The organism is Paenibacillus assamensis DSM 18201 (assembly GCF_000422445.1).
GTDB lineage: Bacteria > Bacillota > Bacilli > Paenibacillales > Paenibacillaceae > Paenibacillus_B > Paenibacillus_B assamensis.
The window spans coordinates 144,148-165,644 of record NZ_AULU01000013.1 but is presented as its reverse complement, the minus strand read 5'-3'; the positions used below and the strand labels follow the sequence as shown (position 1 = coordinate 165,644).

The 21,497-nt window shown below is 40.5% G+C and carries 19 protein-coding genes; 5 read left to right on the top strand and 14 right to left on the bottom strand.

Going from position 1 to position 21,497, the window contains the following annotated elements:
• Positions 1-46: 46 nt before the first annotated feature.
• Positions 47-2,965, bottom strand: coding sequence for an SIR2 family protein (locus H580_RS0109940; protein ID WP_028594645.1), 2,919 nt, complete (start codon positions 2,963-2,965; stop codon positions 47-49).
• A 130-nt stretch (positions 2,966-3,095) separates the two neighbouring features.
• Here H580_RS0109940 and H580_RS25440 point away from each other — a divergent pair, with 130 nt between their 5' ends.
• From H580_RS25440 to H580_RS23895, 3 genes are all read left to right on the top strand, one after another.
• Positions 3,096-3,503, top strand: coding sequence for an HAD hydrolase-like protein (locus tag H580_RS25440; RefSeq protein WP_084509118.1), 408 nt, complete (start codon positions 3,096-3,098; stop codon positions 3,501-3,503).
• Between the two features lie 165 nt (positions 3,504-3,668).
• Complete coding sequence (locus tag H580_RS26905) at positions 3,669-3,758, top strand: NUDIX hydrolase N-terminal domain-containing protein (RefSeq protein WP_342663187.1); 90 nt, start codon at positions 3,669-3,671, stop codon at positions 3,756-3,758.
• A 12-nt stretch (positions 3,759-3,770) separates the two neighbouring features.
• Complete coding sequence (locus H580_RS23895; RefSeq protein WP_342663186.1) at positions 3,771-4,166, top strand: NUDIX hydrolase; 396 nt, start codon at positions 3,771-3,773, stop codon at positions 4,164-4,166.
• A gap of 208 nt (positions 4,167-4,374) precedes the next feature.
• Here the strand turns inward: H580_RS23895 and H580_RS0109925 are convergent, their stop codons facing one another.
• The 4 genes from H580_RS0109925 to H580_RS0109910 form a co-directional block, all read right to left on the bottom strand.
• Positions 4,375-6,033: a helix-hairpin-helix domain-containing protein gene (locus H580_RS0109925; protein ID WP_028594644.1), complete on the bottom strand. Its 1,659-nt coding sequence runs from the start codon at positions 6,031-6,033 to the stop codon at positions 4,375-4,377.
• Entirely contained in the window at positions 6,023-6,733 is a 711-nt protein-coding gene (locus H580_RS0109920; protein ID WP_028594643.1) for a hypothetical protein, read from the bottom strand. The genes H580_RS0109925 and H580_RS0109920 overlap by 11 nt, the downstream gene beginning before the upstream one ends.
• A gap of 338 nt (positions 6,734-7,071) precedes the next feature.
• Positions 7,072-7,974 carry an exosporium glycoprotein BclB-related protein gene (locus tag H580_RS23890; protein ID WP_051217373.1) on the bottom strand — a complete coding sequence of 301 codons (903 nt, stop codon included), beginning with the start codon at positions 7,972-7,974 and terminating at the stop codon, positions 7,072-7,074.
• 164 nt (positions 7,975-8,138) lie between these two features.
• The gene (locus H580_RS0109910; RefSeq protein ID WP_028594642.1) at positions 8,139-8,993 is read right to left on the bottom strand and encodes an AraC family transcriptional regulator; all 855 of its coding nucleotides are present in this window, start codon (positions 8,991-8,993) and stop codon (positions 8,139-8,141) included.
• A gap of 319 nt (positions 8,994-9,312) precedes the next feature.
• Here H580_RS0109910 and H580_RS0109905 point away from each other — a divergent pair, with 319 nt between their 5' ends.
• Positions 9,313-10,029: a Dph6-related ATP pyrophosphatase gene (locus H580_RS0109905; RefSeq protein ID WP_028594641.1), complete on the top strand. Its 717-nt coding sequence runs from the start codon at positions 9,313-9,315 to the stop codon at positions 10,027-10,029.
• A 145-nt stretch (positions 10,030-10,174) separates the two neighbouring features.
• Here the strand turns inward: H580_RS0109905 and H580_RS0109900 are convergent, their stop codons facing one another.
• The 8 genes from H580_RS0109900 to H580_RS0109865 all read right to left on the bottom strand — a co-directional run bounded on the left by H580_RS0109900 (position 10,175) and on the right by H580_RS0109865 (position 18,595).
• Positions 10,175-11,959, bottom strand: a complete 1,785-nt coding sequence (locus tag H580_RS0109900) for a sensor histidine kinase (RefSeq protein ID WP_028594640.1) — start codon at positions 11,957-11,959, stop codon at positions 10,175-10,177.
• On the bottom strand, positions 11,956-12,636 hold the full coding sequence (locus H580_RS0109895; protein ID WP_028594639.1) for a response regulator transcription factor: 681 nt from the start codon (positions 12,634-12,636) through the stop codon (positions 11,956-11,958). The genes H580_RS0109900 and H580_RS0109895 overlap by 4 nt, the downstream gene beginning before the upstream one ends.
• A gap of 84 nt (positions 12,637-12,720) precedes the next feature.
• Positions 12,721-13,377, bottom strand: a complete 657-nt coding sequence (locus tag H580_RS25435; RefSeq protein ID WP_028594638.1) for a hypothetical protein — start codon at positions 13,375-13,377, stop codon at positions 12,721-12,723.
• Positions 13,378-13,404: 27 nt separating this feature from the next.
• Positions 13,405-14,703, bottom strand: a complete 1,299-nt coding sequence (locus tag H580_RS0109885) for an ABC transporter substrate-binding protein (protein ID WP_028594637.1) — start codon at positions 14,701-14,703, stop codon at positions 13,405-13,407.
• A gap of 50 nt (positions 14,704-14,753) precedes the next feature.
• Positions 14,754-15,944, bottom strand: a complete 1,191-nt coding sequence (locus tag H580_RS0109880) for an efflux RND transporter periplasmic adaptor subunit (protein ID WP_028594636.1) — start codon at positions 15,942-15,944, stop codon at positions 14,754-14,756.
• A gap of 12 nt (positions 15,945-15,956) precedes the next feature.
• Positions 15,957-16,802 (bottom strand): carbohydrate ABC transporter permease, encoded by an 846-nt coding sequence (locus tag H580_RS0109875; RefSeq protein ID WP_425414126.1) that lies wholly within the window; start codon positions 16,800-16,802, stop codon positions 15,957-15,959.
• A 46-nt stretch (positions 16,803-16,848) separates the two neighbouring features.
• Positions 16,849-17,727 (bottom strand): carbohydrate ABC transporter permease, encoded by an 879-nt coding sequence (locus H580_RS0109870; RefSeq protein ID WP_028594634.1) that lies wholly within the window; start codon positions 17,725-17,727, stop codon positions 16,849-16,851.
• A gap of 115 nt (positions 17,728-17,842) precedes the next feature.
• The gene (locus tag H580_RS0109865; protein ID WP_245583531.1) at positions 17,843-18,595 is read right to left on the bottom strand and encodes an N-acetylmuramoyl-L-alanine amidase family protein; all 753 of its coding nucleotides are present in this window, start codon (positions 18,593-18,595) and stop codon (positions 17,843-17,845) included.
• 222 nt (positions 18,596-18,817) lie between these two features.
• On the opposite strand from H580_RS0109865, the gene H580_RS0109860 reads away from it, so the two are divergent.
• Positions 18,818-20,263 (top strand): DEAD/DEAH box helicase, encoded by a 1,446-nt coding sequence (locus H580_RS0109860; protein WP_028594632.1) that lies wholly within the window; start codon positions 18,818-18,820, stop codon positions 20,261-20,263.
• Between the two features lie 120 nt (positions 20,264-20,383).
• Here the strand turns inward: H580_RS0109860 and H580_RS0109855 are convergent, their stop codons facing one another.
• Positions 20,384-21,325 (bottom strand): aminoglycoside phosphotransferase family protein, encoded by a 942-nt coding sequence (locus H580_RS0109855; protein ID WP_028594631.1) that lies wholly within the window; start codon positions 21,323-21,325, stop codon positions 20,384-20,386.
• Positions 21,326-21,497 lie beyond the last annotated feature (172 nt).

The following is a 21,497-nucleotide window of genomic DNA, read 5'->3' as shown; positions in this document are numbered from 1 at the left end:
ATAAATGCAATTTGGTTAATAAATAATAATATTAACCAAGTAAATTTTATGAAGCGAAATATCTTAAAAATATTTCAATATAATTTTTATCATTTGTATTTAAAATACACTCCTTAAGATTTTCTACAATGTGCGGACGCATAAACTTATTTTGAGACATTTTCTCCAACAACTTGTCACTATAAGTTTTTAGCCATCTCGGTTCAAAGCTGTTATAATCAAAAGATTCAGGCTCAAGAAACATGTCGTATTCTTCATTCAGTCCCCTGTAATTCTTCATTCTAAGGTCATTTAGCTCCCCTAAAAAATACCATATTCCAAACACAGGAAAATAATAAATGTTTACACCGTCTGAAATTACCCCTTCCTCCCTTTCCAAAAATTTTTTTTGTATTTGTTTCTCTAAATATTCCAAAATCAGTTCCTGACCATCAGATATACTTTTAACGGCACCAACCTCTAGTGCGTTCATAAACCCATTAAGCTCTAGTATTGGCCTCAAAACAAGTATTTTTTCCTTTGCTTCCTTTGATAACAATCTATATAATTGATAAATAAAATCTATTTGTATATCTGAGTGTTCGGGTTTACCTACTAGATGCTCTGATAACCTTTTTGAAATATAACCAGGCTTATAATCTCTAATTAAATTACCAAAGTAAGTTATAATATTTTTATCTTTTGAATACCAGAAACAATGCCCTTCCTTAAGAGTATTAACTTTTTGGATTAAAAAGTCCTCAATAACTGTTATCAATACATCTGGGGGGTTTTGGCTAAGTCGCTTTATCCAAACATATTTGTCCCTTATGTCTAGATCATCATCCGGAAAATGTAGTAAAATGGTATTAAAAATCTTTATAAGCCCTTCTGTAGATATTTTTATATATTTTGCAAAATAAAAAGCAACTTTTGCTTCTTTAATTATTGGCCTATATTCCCCCCATATTCTTACCTTATTATTCGAAAGCAGTTTGTTAGTCTCATCCGCCATACGCAAAAGATAACTTTCAATTTTATCAGTATCTATAAACTTAAAATTTTCGAAATTATATTTTCTCTCTAGATGTTTGATATCATCAACACTAAATGTCTTCGCTACATTTAAAAAATCATAATAACTAATATGAAAATTATCCCGATCAAATCCCATTGAATACCCGACAATATCTAGATCCCGTGTATTATCATAGTTCGCCTTCTCAAATAATAGCAGTAATGAATTTCTAATATATTGTTTGAACGTAAAAAATTCAGAGAACCATAAACAATTTTCATATAAAAATGAAATGTTGTCATTAAGCCGTAGCTCAACTTCAATATCAGCAGTTAGACCGGTTGCATACGATCCCTTACTCATAGTTGAATGAACTCTGTCGGTTAATTCAACCAATCTGACTGTATCATCATGCAGAAACTTATTATCACTGAGGAGCTCTAGTATTGAGTACTTATTTTGAAAGTCATATGGCATACTACTAAAAACATTGTCAATGTTAAAGTTCTTCATTTCTCTATCTATTTGGCTTATAAAGTCCTTTGAAAAAAGATTATTATTATAATCATACCTAGATCTATGCTTGATGGATTGATATAGTCTAAATCTATTAATCTGTGCGAGATAGTGTAGATACCAATCTAACTTATTTATAGAATCTAGAATGACCTCAGAATAGTAATTATAGGCCTCAACCACATTACCTAAATACGCCAAAAAATATGCTTTCTTATATTTATGCTCGAGATTAAATGATGGTGATTTTATAAAATTTTTCATTTCCTCAAAATTATTATGATATACTAAGCTATCTATTTCAAATGGCCTAATGCTAGCACTATTTGAAGAATTGAGCATAGAGGTTATTCCTGTTCTTTCAAAAAACAAATTAATTTCACTTAGTTTTGCTTTTAAACTCGAAGATAAATGGCCGTTATTATCTTTAATTTCAAAATATCTTTCCATATAACCAAATCCATTATTATTATGACAAATAACGCGACCACATACTTCAAAGTGATAGTCATAATCAAATACATATTTGAGATCAAGTTTTCTTAATTTTTTCATTGTAAATAATGGATTTAACTTCAAATATATGAATTCAATAACATCATCGTCACATGAGATTAAACTATTATCTCTCGACTCAATAAGCCGGTTCATAACAGCATCATATCGTTGTAAATATTCCATTTTATCACTTTGAATTAAACTTGCCGCATCTATAATTCGAAGGCCCTTTTTTTCAAAGTATACTTCCTCATTTTCTTCCAGTGGTTCGTATTCAGTACGAATCAGTACTGGTTCCTTATAGCTATCATTTTGCAACTTCTTAACCCAGTTCATTAACATTTTAATATTATAATCACCAAGGCCATACCCAATGAAAACAATAGTATGTGTAGCCATAATAGTTTTCATAAGGTTGCTAATTAAAGGGAAATTCTGTTCATAATTTATATAGTCACTCTCTTTTAAAACTACATTTGCACCCTTAAATCCTCGGCTAAAATCGCCATGTACTTTAAGTAGATACCTAGAAGAAGTGGCTCGTGCAATATCCTCATCTCCACTTATCACACTAAAATATTTTCCTCGCTTACCACATGCCCTTTCTATTAAGTTATCGTAGTTTGTTGTAATGATGTGCACTGGATTTAATGCAATCATTTTGTCATGAATTTGATTTGTCTCTTTCTCTACCGAGAAAACATTCTCTAGAATCCTGTCATAGTCCTTTTCCCCACAGACATCATAAAACATCTGCGGGATTCTCAAGTAATCATCAGATGAATAGCTACCCTCCTTTGTTTTCCCATATAGCTGCTCATAATATCTATTTACTAATTGCCACCACTGTGGGTAGTTAGATAGAGTCGAAAGCCCCGCGCCAACGAAAAAAACTAGCTTACCACTCTTTGAAGCTTCAATAATTTCCTTAACATATCGATTAATTTTGTCCATTGAATTTCACCTCTCTGAAAGACCTTTTATATGGGAGTATATGGTTATTGGTTAGTGTAACCAAGAAAGTTCCCTTCAAATTCTCATACGGAGCGTGTTCTTAAAATGTCGATAAAAGCTGTGCTCTTAAATTTTTGATGGAACTCTTGCTCATATTTTGCCGTTATCATTCAATGCTTTTAGGTCTGTTTATAAGCAATACGATAATCGAGAGTTTACAAATGAGGAATTTTTTGCGGTATTTGGTCCAACAGAAGAGGAGATTGTTGATTCCTACCGCTCCAACAAGCCATCTGTGTCAGACGCCATTCAAGACTACTATTCCTACTATGAACCAGAGCATCATGAATCCCAATGTGAGGAACATTATCCACATATTATTTGCGTTGTCACAGGTAAAAGCAGATGCTTTTTTGACATCTCTACTACTGCATTTCAGTTGGAATCCTATTTTGACGTAACCATCAAAGGTGATGATGTGGTTCATCCTAAGCCTCACCCAAAAGGTATTCATAAAGCACTCAAGCTATCTTTGTAAGTGATAGGAACGCAGTTATTCTTGCTGGAAAAGCTGCCGGATTACGTACATATGCGGTTCAATGGCTGTCTACTTGCCAAAACTTAACCTATGATGTGGAATCAGATGACCTATTTACAAGTGTGGCACACTTTCGCGAGCTTCTTGGAAAAGAGGTCGTTATCCATGAACACTAAGTGGCTCGAATGGGCGAAACAAACCAAAGCAATCGCGCAAATTGGACTCGCATACACACAAAATGAGTATGATATCTAGCGATATGAGGCTTTGCGAGAAATTAGTATCGATATTTTAGCGAACTACACATTTACAAACAAAGTGAAAATTGCCCTTACGTTTGCGAGTGATCTCGGCTATGCAACTACAACAGTAGATACACAGGGCGTAATATTTCGAGATAATAAGATTCTTCTTATTAGTGAGAAAATAGATGGGGCATGGGCACTTGAAGGAGGGACGGATATTGATTTCTCCCCTTCCAAAATCGTAGTAAAAGGGGTTAAAGAAGAATCCGGCTTTGATGTTGTAGCTATCCACTTGCTAGCAATTATGGATAAAAACCATCCTCCTGAGCCTTATCATGTCTACAAGCTGTTTATTTGCTTTGAAATTGTTGGCTGTGAAGCGATAGTAAGCTTAAAACAAGCACCGTTGAGTTTTTGAAGTGGATCGCCTACCAGAGCTGTCACCTGAACGGAATACAGCTGAGCAAATAAAAACGATGTTTGGTTTCTTGAATATCCTGATAAGCCCATTATGTTGGATTAAGACAAATTTATTGTTCTTAATTGAGTTGCCTTAATCACAACATGACCGAATAAGTATATTCCTCTTCGATCATGTTGTGATTATTTAAATCATTCCTAAATAATTATCCTGAAAAATACTCCATTGTTGCATTATAAGCAACATTGTAAATTCTTCTAGCCCGCTTAGGACCTATTTGCTCAGCTCTTTGTAAATCATCCTCATCACCGTTTAATATATCTCCAAGTGTATCGAACCCCACTGATTTGATCTTAATACGCTGATAATCTGATATATCCAAAAAATCTACTGGTATTTCTAGAACTCGTTCTATAACATCATTAAAATTAATTTGTTGCTCTGAAAACTCGGGGATATTATGATAATGCGAGGATTTCATTCCATAATCTGTATATAACTTAACTGATAGCCCTTGGACTAAGTGCTTTGCAATAGTAGTAGGACTCTGAGCAGTACTGAGTATAATTCCAATATTAATTTGATATCTATCAAACACTTCACCTCGAACCCTTGTTCCTTCAGTTTCAATTGAAACTATACCTGAGTACTCCAGTATTCTTATTGCTTGCTTTACTGCTTCTGGTGCATCACGATGTATCGCAAAGTAAATCGTTTGTTGTTTTTTTCCTTCGATAAATCTAGTCTCGTTTTTTTCATTGGTATCCACTAGCACTATCTTTTCAAGGAAATCCCTGCCCCAGTCGACTAATTTTTTATGCCCTTTATAAATTTCACCTAACTTAGTATGCTCGTTCCAAATATTATTCCGATAGAAATCCTTAATAGTACTGTTTACATTTGTACTGTTAAAATTTTTACTACTTGAAAGATGTATACTTTTTAATAGAAGTCTAGGATTTCCTGTAGCTGCATAAATTAAATAATCCAATAACTCTCCATGCTGTTCTAGCTTTTTATATACTTCTTCCTTGGTTTGAGTTCTTATAATATCCCTCATTATTGAAATGAAATCAGGATCATGGAGGTCCCGCTCGACCCTTCTTATTGTAGCATCATGAAATTGTTGAAATGTACCGTATGATGTGATTCCAGGATAAACTGCAGCTTTGCAAGAAATTAAAGAAGATCTCAAGTCTCTAAATAGAGTGAAAAATTCTCTTTGTTGCGAAGGTATAAAATTATGACACGCCTCATCAAACAAGAACACAATTCTATTAATATTTATTTCTTCACAAATATCTTCAATAAGTGCATGGAAGTAATCCAATTCATTTAAAACCTCAATATCTTCTGTTTCTTGGAGAAATATTGATTTAATCTTTTGTCTAAAGTCAAAATTTCTCTTTCTCGAAGAACTCTCTAAAATTTTAATAAATGACTGTAGTTTATTCATTATACTGTTCTCTAAGAGCTCTTCTACATCAAAATATCTTCCGAATATACCTGAGTGTGATATCTGCAATCCTTTTTTTTCAATTTTTCTTTTCATCGCAAATAAAATTTTTGCAATCATCCACTGTTTAAAATACTGCGGATCATCTATAGTCTCTAAGAAAATTGCTTTTTTAAAGCTTATAAAAATACATAACACTCTTTCTTCTTGAAATGCATCATCCATTTCTTTTTCTGCTACTTTAAGTAACATTGTTTTGCCAGTACCACGACTTCCTACCAATAACAAGGGAGCTTTAGTTTTAATAAAATTTATATTTTCCCTATCCATTTTAGATTCTACGTATAACTCTAATAGTTCTTCGTCTTTAATATCTTCTGTTCTAAAAATATAGTCATCAATATTCATTTTCTATAATCAGCTCCATGAACCCCAATTTTCTAAATATATCGTTAGAAGTCTCTAACTGAAATCCATCTAGGTCTCCAAGTTTTTCATTAAATCGTACACTCAATAAAACTATAATAACTTCGACTATTTGTAAGAACATATTGCTCCATTCATTAAATTTTTCCTTACTAAATAAAATTCGGTGTGAATCAGTCGAGTGCATGTAATCATATTTACCATGAACATATTCAGAGCATTCTCTATAGATATTCGAAACTAATTCTATGTATAATTCAAAATTAAACTTATCGTTAAATAAAGAAAGGTACTTTTTTGATAGAACTCCCTTGTCAAAATCTTTTAATCTACTCCATGTTAAATCGAAATTGTTTCTCTTCCACTCTAGAAAATCATAATTATGATCCGTGAAGTAAAAAAATCCAATACCTAGTTCTATTGCACTTCTTAAACTAATGTAAGCATTCCTATACATCCCGTTAGTACTTATATAAATAGAGGAGAGAAGGTCATATCCAATTTCTTTTAGTATCACTTGAGTGGGGGTATCTACTAAGCTTTCTGACCAAAAATCAAGCAAATTCAAATGATTTATCATAGAAGAAATTTTTTCTGAACATTCTTCAACATGCTTTTTAATATTTCGTGACAAATCTTGTGCTGTTGTAATTAATAATAATTCAGCTGTTAAACCACTCATAGTACCTCCCTAAAATTTCCTCAGTTTTAAATTTAATTATAATTGATCAGTCATAAATATAAAATACACGTTTTCTTTTTTCTCATCCTAATAAAATACTACAACGCTAACACAGACTTAGAAACAAGCGCAGTTGAGTTTTTTGATGCCGATCATCTGCTGCCACTATCACTGGAACGGAATACAGCCAAGCAGATTAGAACGATGTTTGAGTTTCTTGAGCATACAGAGAAACCCGTTATTTTAGATTGAAAAGTGGATACCAGCAGAAAGAGAACCAATTACTTAGATATGGGACAATAGCTGTCCTGTGCTCCAAGTGATTGGTTCTCTTCGTTTTAGTGGATCGTAATGCCCGCACTCGCTAATCCAGTAAGGACAGATCCAAAGTTAGCGCCTAGAATGTTAGGAATGACGATTAGGAGCAGCTTATCCCCTGCTACGACAGGGATGCTTTGAGGACTAATCCCACTCGCGTTGTCTCCCGGAGCAACGGTAGTAAAGTTCGGCACCAAGGCTAACGGTGTCCCCGCTGGGTTAAATGTATTGCTGCTAGCCGGAGCCAAGTAGATTTGCATGTTCACCTGCACAGGGCCCGGTAAAGTGCCCTGATTTAAAACAAAGAAGAAACCTGCTAACGAGGTGATCGTTCCTGTTCGAGGTACAACGAAGCTGAAGTTAGGTACATTCGGTAAGCCTAACGTTATGGGCCCACCTGGGGTGACACTTATTTGCGAAGCAACACCAAATGTAAACATCCCTCCATCCACAATCGGATCATCGACACCTGTAATTAGTGAAATGGTATCATCACCGGTACTGTACGGGATGATCGCCCCAATTCCAACAGCTGGAGGTCCAGTGACTCCGGTTGCCCCAGTTGCTCCCGTTGCACCTGTAGCACCTTGAATACCGGTGAGCCCTGTGGCTCCAGTTACACCTGTAACACCCGTAGTACCCGTGGCCCCTGCACTGCCGGTGGCTCCGGTAACCCCCATTCCCGTCGCACCTGTGGCACCTGTCACTCCAATGCCTGTTGCTCCCACGGCTCCGGTAGCACCTGTGGCACCTACTGCTCCTGCTGGGCCTTGAGGCCCTGTAGACCCTTGCGGACCAGGAGGTCCGGCAATTCGTTTTACTTTCACGATCACTTTTTTGCATAGGTTATGCCGTTTTATTTTCACCTTGCGATGAGCATTCTTTTTAAAGGTATTCCGACGCTTTTTGTAATTAAACACCATATCGTCCCTCCTTTTTCGTTTTCCTTACCCATATTTTATTGGGGGAGCAGACGATTCGGTTGGACATCTGTACCTTTCACACATCATTTTTCTGTGTCACTTGTCCATATTTATAGACAAAGGCCGCCCCAATTAGGGCGACCTCATCTGAATAATTTACCTATTTATTGCTTTTTCACAACTGGAATCCACAGCTCATTTTTATTTTCTTCTGGCGGCAAATAACGCTCAATCGCAGGCAAGTTCGCAAGATCATACGAAGATACAGGCAGCCACTCTGTATATAGCCGTTTCCAACTTTCTTGAATGTTTTGTGGTGCCCCAGCTGATTCAAATACAGCCCAAGTTGCCGCTGGAAACTCTAGTTTCACTAAACCCTCAGGAACCTCTTGTTCTGATGCAATCGCCATGACATATTCAAATCCTTCATTTTCACCCCATTGTCCATTTGCGCAAACACCAAGGATGCCACTAATTTGACTCGACTCCTTTTGTATAGACAGAAGCGTTTCAAACAGCCCTTGCTCTTGTGCCTTCACCCACAATTGAGGAACGACCTGAGGTGAATCTTTATGGCGCACATACTCCTTCTGCCCAACAATGGTGAAACTCCCCACTTCTTCCATTCGGTAATCCATAGCGGCTACTCCTTTAATTGAAATTTGAAAAGATAAGCGTGGATAGGCTTTAAGCTGCGTCCCTACACTACGTGCTGCCGTCGGTGTAGTTCCGTGTACTTGCTGAAATGCTCGCGTAAACGCTTCTGGCGAATCGTACCCATACTTAAGCGCAACATCAACCACCTTCTTCTGGCTATTTTGCAGCTCAAAAGCAGCGAGGGTCAGACGGCGGCGTCTTATATATTCCGATAAGGAGACCTCTGTAATGAAGGAGAACATACGTTGAAAATGGTACGTCGAGCAGCATACTATTTTCGCCAACTCTACGTAAGAAATGTCTTCTGTAATATGATTTTCAATGTAGGTGATTGCCTCATTCATTCTCGTGACCCAATCCATCCACATAACCGTCCTTTCGATTATCAATATATCTTGATTTAAGGCCTACAGCCGTGCATTTGATGCACCAAACTGCAAGGATACGTATATTTGAAAATAGGTAACTCACAAATGGAAGTAAGAGATTGATAGCATTATAATCGTAGTATTTATTTCGTTTGTAACGGGAAAATACCTTTATCTACCCCCATACAATGACACATTGAGTTGAAATAAAATGGTGGATAATGAGACAATTACAATCATCCAAGCTGCCTTTGGACGAATCATAGGTAATACAAAATACGAAATAGACATCTTGGGTAAAGGGGACATACGTATGACGGAAACTAACATTAACAACTGGAGAAATGGAGCTGCTGGTCGCAAGTTTATTGCTTCGTTTAGCGGTGGAAAAGATAGCGTCCTAGCATTGTATAAAGCAATGAAAGTCGGAGAGCCATTGGGGCTCATCGTCATGCTAGAAGAGGAAGGGAAACGTTCCCGTTCCCATGGCATGCCGCCCGAACTCATTCATGCACAAGCTGAATCCATTGGCTTGCCTGCCTTTACAGCTGCTGCAAGCTGGGCCGATTATGAGGCCGTCTTTATCGACCTTCTAGAACAAGCGAAGCAGCAAGGTGCTGAAGTGTTGGTAACTGGCGACCTGGATATGCCTGCTCATGGCTGCTGGCAGGATGGCATTACGCAGCGAGTGGGAATGAAGCTCGGCATGCCCCTGTGGGAAATGGACCATCGCGAAGCAGTCGATGAATTTATCCATTTAGGGTTTGTTACAGTTGTCGTGACGGTCAATCTATCGTTGGGGATGACAGAAGACGATCTTGGGCGAACGCTAACACATGAATACGTGAAAGAACTTGAAGCGCGTGGCATCGACCCTTGCGGAGAAGGCGGAGAGTTCCATACGACGGTCATCGATGGGCCTATTTTCAAGCACCCTATTCCTGTTCGTAAATGTGAAATTGTAAGGCATGAAAACTATGCCTTTCTTCCATTAGAGCTGGATGATACGAGCAAAGGAAATGGCTCATAAGCTATAGGAGATTGGAGTATCACCAGTTGAAGTTACACACAACACGCAAGCCATCCCGATTAGGATGGCTTGGATCATTTTTTCGCTAACGATGGCTTCAATTATCTCTGCCTGTACTTCTATATAAGAGTAACTAATGCAACAACTAACACTTACGCAAATAAAAATAAAATTGAACACCATCTTCGGTATTTTCAGCGCCGTACGGTACGTGGTGGAGCTCAAGAATATTTTTAGAAATGGCAAGCCCGAGTCCAGTTCCACCCTGAATCCGTTGACGAGATGAATCCCCCCGATAGAAACGGTCCCACACTTTATCCAACTGAGAAGGCGGAATATGAACCCCTTTGTTCTCAATACTTACTTTTATGAATTCACCCTCTTCGACAGTCAAAATATACAGTTCCTCTCCTTCAGGTGTGTAGCGTATTGCATTTGTCATAAAGTTCGTAATGACCTGCTCAATACGCAGCTGATTCGCTTCAACGGTTACAGGTACAAGCTGCATATGGACAAGCAACTGTTTCTTTTCCATCTCGGGCGAAAGCTGTTCGCATATATAGGCTACGATCGTATCGAGCTGGAACATATCCATCTCCATCTTGTACGTGCCAGATTCAAACTTAGCCAACTCCAACATATCCACGATCATCAAGTCCATTTTATCGACTTCTTTCACCATCGCCTCGAAGTAATGCTCTCGTTTATGCTGGGCAACGCCGTCTCGCAGTATAGAGATGCAGCTTTTCATAATGCTTAGAGGCGTCTTCAATTCATGGGATACGCCAGCAATAAATTCCTTCCTTGTATTCTCCAGCTGCTTCTCCTTCTCAATATCTCGCTGCAACTGCTCAATATAAGAATGCAACGTCTGCGAAAGCTGATTGATATTAGACGACAAGTCACCAATCTCGTCCTTGGATCCGATAGACAATTGTTCGGAGAAGTCCAGATTCGCGATTTTTTCAGTAGTACTACTGATTCGTAAGAGCGGTCTAGCTATTTTTTTGGAATAGTAGAAGGAAACGAGAACGACTAACAGCAGCGCAAGTGCGATAACATATCCATAGTATTCCTCTAGCATCTGCACTGCTTCATCGACCGGTTGTAATGATGCCATTGAGAACAAATAAACCGTTGAACCATCGCTGTTGCGAATCGGTTTAATAAATAGTTTGTACTTCACGTTGTTGTGCACTCTATCTAGCATTTGCATGGAAGCGATGTCCTTATTATCCTTGTCTTGCAATAGGCTCGCTTGAAATTGTTTAATCTGCTCCATAAACAATGTATCGTCGTACATTAGGCTGGATACATTGCTCTCGTCAGGAAGCTTGATCTCCATGATCGTCCCCCACCATACTGCAATCAAACCCTCCATGTGTTGCATTTTAATAAATTTGTCGTCTATCGTTTTTACAATTTGATCGTTCCCCCAATAGTACTCACCTAGCTCCTGCCTAATTCGAATCGGCACATATTTATCCTTATTTGCTGCAACAATTTGAACCTTTGATCCTACTCGCAGAATTGACGTTCCAGCAGCGGCTTCCTCTGTACTGACCAGATTGTAAAGGGGAATACGAGTAACACCATCAAATTCCTTTCCCTCTATAGAAGTATTATGTTGTTTAATTTTTAAATAAAAGTCGTCCGCATTCCGCAAGTTACCATGCCTGTCAAGCGTCGTAATCCATGTATTGTTATCTCGATAGAACTCATGTTCTAACTTTTGTATGGCAGCTATGTTCCCTTTGGCATTTACATAATCGTTCTCAAACACTTGTAGATTAGCTTGAAACTCATCCAGTTTACGACTCTCATAATACTGCTTGAAGAAAAACGATTGTCCTACATAAACCGTTGCTAAAATGAGCATACATAACGCTGTCGTTAGCAAGAATAGCTTCCAGACTACACCGATTCTCATATATTAGCCTCGAATTTGTAACCCATTCGCACAACGGTCTTGATGAGCTTGCCCTTACTACCCAGCTTACCCCGTATGTTTCGAATATGTGTATTTACCGTACGATCATCACCTGAGCTCTCGTACCCCCAGATCTTTGTAATTAATTGCTCTCTAGTAATAACAATCCCTTCATTCACCATCAAATACGACAAAATCTCAAATTCGGTATAGGTGAAGCTGATGCTTGCACCGTCAATCATCACCATCCGTGAAGCATTATCAATACATACATCGCCATGTATCAACGTATCTGCTGACGTTGTAGTTGTTCGAGCTCGACTGTCGAGCAGACGCTTAGCCCGAGCTAACAGAACGGGTGGGCTATAGGGCTTCGTCACATAATCATCCGCCCCTAGTTCAAAGCCCAGCAGCGTATCATCTTCGTCCACCCGTGCAGTTAGCATAATAATGGGAACGTCCGATGTCTTGCGAATGCGTCGACATACTGACCAACCGTCGACTTCTGGCAGCATAATATCTAACACAATCAAGTCCACTTGGTGTTCTTGAAACAAGGCTAAGCCTACCTTGCCATCAGATGCTTCCAACACGTCATAGCCTTCATTTATAAAATAATCTTTTGCAATCTCTCGTAGTATCGGTTCATCTTCCACGATTAGAATGGTCCTTGGCATCATGATAACTCCTAACCCTAGGTTGTGATATCTATATTATACCAGCACACATAGAAGTCATCTCCCTACCACCTGAACTTTGCACTACTTCATCTTGATAGATTCGATCATTTTTTTGGCTAATAGACTCCATTCCTTTTTCATTTCAATGGGACTAGAAACTTGAACTTCCAGATGCCCGCCATGTAAACTTGACCAAGATAGAAGGATATATTTATTCTTAGTCGTTATCTCTTGCACCGCTATATGCTTGCCATCAACTTCCCTGACTTCCTGACCTATTCCCTCAGCGCCTTCATAATTCTGCTCCAGAATACCCTTCATCTTTCTCAAACTTTGTTCAGTTGGCCTAGCCTCTCCCCCGCTTTTTTGCTCCGGATCATGCATAATCGTAATCGTAACTTGATTGGATTCATCATGAAACTTGATTTCCCGGTCGTTGGGAGACTCCGACTTAAAATCTTTGGGAATCAAAATCTCTAGTTGATTAGAAAGTACAGTCTTCCTTTCTAATCGGTCGTCTGTTTGATCAGTGAGCACCTGTTTTTCTTCTAACTTTTCTCCCTTTGTATGATCTGGGATTATTTTAATAACTTTTTTGTCCGTAAACTCATCTGATGACTGTAAACTTTGTTCTTTACTTGACTCTTTATTTGCATTTAGGTTAGATGAAACCTGGGTACAGCCCATGATGGTACTTGCGAATACAATAAACATGAGAAAGGTTGCTATGCGCTTCATCTTCAATCTCCTCTCGTTTCCTATCGTTTATTCGTTAAGATAGGTCGTAACACGGTTCTGGATCAGATTCGCGACTTCTTCCGCCGACTTCTGGCCGCTGAAGTAAGCCACCGCTTCTTCGCTTATAATAGACTGAATCTTGCTATCTTCCTTAATAAAGATGCTGGCGTCAGCTATCATCTGCTTTAAAACTTCCATATTTGCAGCAGTCACGGGTACGTCCTCTCCAGTTAATGAACTAACCTTTCCCTTTTTCACCAACTGAATCATTGCTTTCTCATTAGCCGACTTATTCACTGCAAACCCTTGTTGATCAGACTTAGATTGAAACTGATCAGATAAGAGAAATTTAAGAAACTCCCACGCCTCCGCCTTGACCTTTGAATTGGCATTTATTGCGATGGGGTTAGCTCCTCTAAAAGAAACCCCAGAAGGTTGTTCACTCGTATGAGGCTTGCGATATACCTTTCCTTGCTTGAAGAAACTGACGCTCTCTGTAAAAAAATCGCCTGGTGATAATAGTAAAAGTCGGTAAAAGTAAGCTTCTCCAATACCTACAGGGTCAGTCGTAATGACTTTTTCGTCATACATGGCCTTCACCTGACCCAACATATCAATAAAGAAAGGGGACTGAAACTTGGCGTTCGAAGTGGATGAATCGACCAATTCCGTATAGTTATCCGTGACAAGATAGCCTAACATTTGTTCTGGAGGCGTATTGCCGATCGCATAACGACCATTTTTCTCGTGCAGCTGCTTACCTACTTGTGCAAATTGGCTCCATGTCCAATGCTTATCATCAATTTGGAGCTGCGCAGCCGTGATCGCTTCACTATCTCCGAGCAATGTATCTAGGAAAAATCTCGTCGGCAGCACATAAAGACCGTCATTCATTTTCGCATGTTCAAAAATATTCATATAGTAATGATCTTTATGAAATGATTTATCCTGCTCCATCAATTCTGTAAGATTGACGAGTGCCTTTTTATTTACGTACTTTCCAATCTGAAGCCCAGCAACGTTCAGATCGATTAAGTCCGCACCCTTGCCGGAAAGAATTTGTGTATTTGTTGTTTGCACATACTTTTCGAAATCTGCCTCAGCGTTTCCTCCCTCAGATTTGTACTCTTTAATCTCGATAATTGTATTCGGATGCAAAGCCTCAAACTCAGCCTTTGCTGACTTATAGTAGTCATCCGCCGTATGTACGGAGAGAACCACTTTCTTAGGTCCGCTCTCTTTTGGCTGCTCATCTCCACTTCCACTTGCACATCCTGTAAGCGTAATAGCTAGTATTCCACACATCAACATCAACCATTTTTTCATAAGTAATTGTCTCCTCTCATTATGAAAGCTGCATCATACCTACTCGAATTTTATTGTGGTCTTACTCTACTTCCCTCTACTAATGGCTCCGTACTTTCGACGACAATCTGTTCATTTGGATAAGCACCAGAAAGAATAACGGTTTCGCTGTCATTGGCAGCTCCGACTTCAACCTTTGTCTCTCGGATGTGGTAGGTATTACCCAGAGGTCCTTTGGCTTCCTCTACTACATGTACATAGTGGTGCTTTCCTTCTTTATGAATTGCCTTATTAGAGAGGAGCATGCTGCTTCCTTCCCCAGATGTACGGGTCAAATGTACACGGACTTGTTCACCTGTTCGAACGGTTTTATCCGATACTTTTACAATAAGACGATTCCTAGCCACTGCTTCTAACGGCTGCTGGATATCTGTTTCTACTTCATCTCCAGCTAGGGAGGGAGATGAGGACTCTCTAGCACCCACATGCTCTATCGTTGTGATCGTGCCGTTCAGCGGTCTGGCAGCCCCGCCACCATAGCTTTGCAAATCCAACTTATCCCCCATCTTTAACTCCTCAGTAGCAGCTGCAGGAAGTGAAAGCTCCACCTGATAGCCCAAACTTTCATTCGATAGCCGTACATCGAAACCATCATTGGCCGACGGCGAACCTGTCACAGCATTCAACTGCGTAATAAATCCATCGAACGGTGCCACCATGCTTGAATCCCGCCGGATTTCCTGACTTAGATTTTGTATCTTTCTTTCCTGATTCTCTATTTGCAATTGCGCGAGCTTCATGTCTCGTTTGGAGGTACGTATACTCGCCTCATCATTATTCCTTACCGCTTCGACATAGCCTTCTTGGGGTACTTCCAATTCTAATCTCATCCTTACAAGTGCGGCTTGTTCATCTTGCAGTCGATTGTGAGCATCTGGGTTCTCATATGTGACCAGCGTCTGACCTCTTGTTACTCGATCTCCCTTCTTTATTCTTACATTTTTCACGGTCCATCCCGCAGAGCTTGATAGCTCAACCTCACTTACCGGCCGCAGTGTTCCAATCGCACGAAACTCTTGGACGATCTGCCCTTGTCTGCCAACCTCTGTCCATACTTTAGGCAGATCCAACGTTCTCAGCGTATTGCTGTACAAAGTAAGAATTAGCAGCGCTATCGTACTTCCGATGAGGAGGAGCCGGAGCGTTTTTTTTCTTTTTCGAGTGGAATGTTCCTCTACGCCTGCACTTGCACCTGCATCCATACAATCCCCTCCTTACCCTTTAATACCTGACAGCTGGACACCTTGTACGAAGTAAGACTCCGCATATAGAAATAAGAGAACCATCGGCGACATATACAGCACCGAAGCGGCAAATCCCACTCCTTTCTCTGCTTCCTGAATCCGAGATAAGTACAGGGACAACGGCTGTTTAAAGGCATCTTCGAGAAATATTAATGGCTGTTCGACCATATTCCAGTAGTCAACAAACAGCAGGATGGCGAGAGCCGCAATGCCAGGCTTCATAAGAGGAACGATAATCCGCCAGAAAATATACCAGTGTCCTGCACCATCCATAACAGCCGCCTCCACAAATGCATACGGGATAGCAAGCATGAACTGCCGCATCATAAACACTCCAAACGCTGAAAATATACCTGGTAAAATGATGGCACTCGCACTGTTCCCAATCCCTAACAGGTCGATGATAATGTAGTTGGGTACCAAGGTTACTTGGAAGGGCATCAGCATGGTCATCAAGTAGACAAAGAATAAGGCCTCCCTGCCTCGGAACTTCAGTTTCGAGAAGGCATAAGCGGCCAATGCCCCTACTACGGTCTGCCCTACGACAATCGGAACGACTAGAAATACGGAGTTCCAGAACATATTTAAGAAGAGAGGTGTTTCCAACAACACCTTTTCATACTGCTCGAAGGAAACCCAATCTGGAATTATTTTTAAATTAACAAAAGGATCCGTCGCCCCAGAACCTGCATCGGGCATCTTACCCAGCAGTTCATAATTTTGGCTAATTTCCTTCTCCTTCATGAGCGAATTCGTTAGCTGAAGGCCAATTGGCAGGAGTGTAATCACCGCACATACGATGAGAAAAAGAGACATGATACATTTATACAATACAGTCGGCTTCTTCATCTTCCGCTCTCCTTTACTCTAGGGATCGGCTGAATTTCCGCTCTATTGTTAGCAAACTGGAGACAAGTACTAGAATACATACGACCATAATTACCGCAGCTGCCGTTAACTTCTGCATATCTAACGAGGCAAACATGTTGTTCATATAGTGCTGCAGCATGTAAATGCTATCGTGCGGGTAATCTCCCGCAATTAAGTAGGTTGCTCTGAAAATATGAAACGAGTTAATAATGGAGATGAGGACAACGAAGAACATCGTTGGCGTCAAATATACGATTGTAATATGAAGCAATTTATGCAGCGGCCCGGCACCCTCTATATCAGCCGTCTCATAATAATCCTTAGGAATGCTTTGCAGGCCCGCAAGGAACAAAATTATGTTATAGCCTAGGTTCTTCCACACATACACAAGTGTCAGCACACCGATTGCCCATTCTGACTTCATCCAGTCAATCCTTTCCCAACCAAAGTAAGACATCCAAGCGTTAAGCGACCCGTTCCAATCAAATAGGATCTGCCAGACCATCACAATGGAGGCGACAGGCACGACCAGAGGTAAAACAAAAGCCGTTCGAAGCCACCGCTTCACATAGACATTTCCGTTCAATATGAGAGCTAGCAGCAGCGACAATAAGATGAGTATCGGTACGCTAACAGCCGTGAATTGCAACGTGTTCATGGCTGCTGTGCGAAATGAAGCACTGGCCAGCACACTCTCGTAATTTGCTGCCCCTACAAATTCGCCCCCGATCGTCTGATCCATCAACGAATACAGAATACCTACACCGAGAGGGATTACGTAGAACATCGCAAATCCGACTATACTCGGCGCCAAAAATCCGACAGCTATAAAACCCTGTTTGCGAACCAATCGCCGCAATCGCAGCAGCATGACATTGTACACCTCCTTCGTTCAGGTTGAAATACTCCCCGTTTGTCATGTATCCGTTGTGCGAATACGGAACGAAATAGGATACATTTTTGCAGGCATTATCGTCATTCGTCATTTAACGTTCACGAAAATAATCGATCATACCCTCAACAATCGCCTCCGATGCTTCCTTATGAAAGTCCAATGATCTCATCCGCCTCTCGTCTTTTTCATTTGAAATGTAACCCAGCTCAAGCAGCAGTGCTGGGACTGTATTTTCACGAAGAACATAATAATCACCTACTCTCACTCCACGATCTCTTGTATCAAAGTCCTTTTCCATCAAACGATCATGAACCGCTTGAGCGATCGGTTGATCATGGCTATCTTTATGGTAAGTCGTCATTCCTTCCACATCGTTCGTTGTAAACGCATCGAAATGAATGCTGAGGAAAAGATCAGCCCTTGCTTCTGCAGCTATATCAACACGTTGCTGTAGGTCAACGGTTTCGTCCTGATTTCGCGTTAAAAGGACTGTCGCCCCTGTCTTCTCCAGCAACTCTTGCTCCATTTCTTTTGCCATCTGCAGCGTCACATCTCGCTCAAATGTCCCTAGCTGACCGATGGACCCCGGATGTTTCCCACCATGGCCGGGATCAATGACGATTGTTTTTCCTTCTAGCGGTCGTCCAGATACCGCCATCAATGGCTGCACCTCTACATGTACACGAACCTCTTTGAGGTTGTAGTAGAAGACTAGCCCTAGTACGAGTAAACTCAACACACCTAGCAGTGCTAGTTTGGGGGCCCTTTTCGACTTTTTTGATTTTTTCAATCTATAAATCGGATCATTATTTGTCATATTCGTTCGTTTCGTGTGTCGTCTCATTACCGCTCTACTCCCCTGCCTCTCCACCAGATGACCTTAGTCTACTCACGCTATATGAAGATGAGGTGAAGATGCTATAAAGATGAATCAAAATATATCCTTTTTATTTGGTAGGATACTGAATCTAGAATGGCGAGTATAATAGGAGGAGTATACGGAAGATGAACGGTGAAACTCTGTATGTATAGGTGTATTCCGAATAAAACGTAGAAGAGGTTTAACATGAGCGAGAAGCAGTTTACAGATTATCCATTAAGTGAAGAGATCGTGAGAGCACTAACTAGCTTGGGCTATGAAAAGCCAACAGAAGTACAAACGAAGGTTATTCCTGTTGCATTTGAGCAAAAAGATCTTGTTGTCAAATCACAAACAGGCAGCGGCAAAACTGCCGCTTACGGTATTCCACTGTGCGAGCTAGTGGAGTGGAACGAGAATAAGCCGCAGGCACTGATTTTAACACCAACTCGCGAACTTGCACTACAAGTTAACGAAGACATCATGAACATAGGCCGCTTTAAGCGGATTAAAGCAACAGCCCTGTATGGAAGGCATCCCTTTTATGAGCAAAAGGCGGAGTTGAAGCAGCGCACTCATATCGCGGTGGGTACACCAGGTCGTGTATTCGACCATATTCAGCGTGGCACGTTATCGTTAGAGCGCATTGCCTATCTCGTTATTGATGAAGCTGATGAAATGCTCAATATGGGCTTTATTGAACAAGTTCAAGCGATTATTCAAGAGCTGCCTCGCAACCGAGTTACGATGCTGTTTTCCGCTACGTTCCCTGAGGATGTAGCCAAACTATCGCGCCAGTATATGGACAACCCCGTTGAGATTGAGATTGAAGCGAGTGGTGTCACAACAGCTACGATCGAACATGCTCTTATTCAGGTGAAAGAGGCAGATAAACTAGATGTGCTGCAGGATCTTCTTATTGTTGAGAATCCTGAAAGCTGTATTATTTTCTGCCGTACGCAGGAGCATGTGGATCGGTTGTTCGATGAAATGGATGACCTCGATTATCCATGTGATCGTATTCATGGCGGAATGGAGCAAGAAGAGCGCTTCGAGGTGATGAACGCTTTCCGTAGAGGGCAATTCCGTTACTTGATTGCGACGGATGTAGCTGCCAGAGGAATCGATATCACGAATATCACCCATGTCATTAACTACGATATTCCGTTGGAGAAAGAAAGCTATGTGCATCGCGTGGGGCGCACGGGACGCGCAGGCAACACAGGCAAAGCGATTACTTTCGTCACGCCTAAAGACGGACATCGTCTAGCTGATATTGAAGCGTATATTGGGTTTGCGATTCCGAGAGTAAAAGCCCCTTCCGAAGAAGAGGTAGAGCTGCGTAGAGAACAGTTCGAACAAAACCTGCACATTAGACAAGTTCCGAAGGTTGATAAGCGTGAACTGTTGAACAAGCAAATTATGAAGTTGAACTTTAATGGCGGCAAGAAGAAGAAATTTAGAGCCGTAGACTTTGTGGGGACCATTGCGAAACTTGACGGTGTAACCGCAGACGATATCGGCATTATTACAATTTTTGATCATGTAACCGATGTAGAGATTCTGAACGGCAAAGGGCCGCTTGTGCTTGAAATGATGCAGGATATTACGATAAAGGGGAAACTTTTAAAAGTACGCAAGGGCAAGAAGTAATCCATATCGACCCGCAATAAACATGAAATAAGCTGCCTTCGATAAGCTATATAAGCTATCGAGGCAGCTTTTTACTTTCCTCATTGGCATTTTCACTGACCAAAAGGCGGAGTCTTACCCTTACGCTTTTAGTTTAAACTCGCTGTACCACTTCGGCACCATGAGTTCGAAGTTGTCATGGTCGTCCATACATCTTTGAATTCTCCGCATCATATCATCAAGTTCATCAGCGTTTACCTTCAGTACCCATACAATCGATGCGATCAAGGTCATTGCAAGATACAAGGCATACAATCGCCAGAACTCTTCACCAGGCTCTTCGCCATCACCATGATGATATCCCCGAATTTGCCCTGCTGAAAATGGGAGACTAACCTCCGTGCTGAACAAGCCAATCTTCACAAATTCATGTATCGGATCTCCCCAGTCATCTCGATCGAAATCAATGACGCCTGAGAACTTGTCGTTCTTAATGACCAGATTACGAGGATGAAAATCATCGTGCTGGTACCTGTTAGGTCGATCTTTCATCAAATGAAGATTGCTATCGATAAAGGATAATAACGCTGTATCGTTATGGATGATGACACCGCATTCCGCATACTGCGTTCTATACCATTGGTGTTTTCTAGACATGAGCTCATGCCAAGGCTCCTTATGATCAGGTGCAGTAATCTGATTTATTTTCAGCAGCTCTATGCCTGCTTCAAACCCAATATGAAACTGTTCCATTTCAGTTAATAGCGGCAATTCTTCCGAAGCTTCATTACCTTCCACATATGTAAGGATTGTGTAACCTAGCTCTTGATCAGGTAAGGTGCCAATTTCAATAGGTCTAGTGCATCTCACACCCTGCTCTTCCATCATCTGAAGATGTTTGAATTTGATTTGCTTGTTGTCATTTTCAGTAATGCTATAGGTTCTTAGTATGTACTGCGGGCGTTCATTACTGTCATAGACAATGTACTTCTTATCACTAGAGTATCCTTTATGGATTTGCTCCAGCCTCAAGCTGTTACGAAGGAATGGAATCGATTTGCGCAAAGTTTCAAGTTGTCTCATGATGACACTTCTGGTTATCCTTTCAGCTGTTAATTTTGGTGAACCCCATTTATCGGGCTAATTAACATACCATATTCTTCATATATAGAAAACACATTTTTAACATGTATAGTCATATAGGTTTCCGATTACCGAATGGAGCAATTTACGTCCTTTTTTAATAAAAGAAACC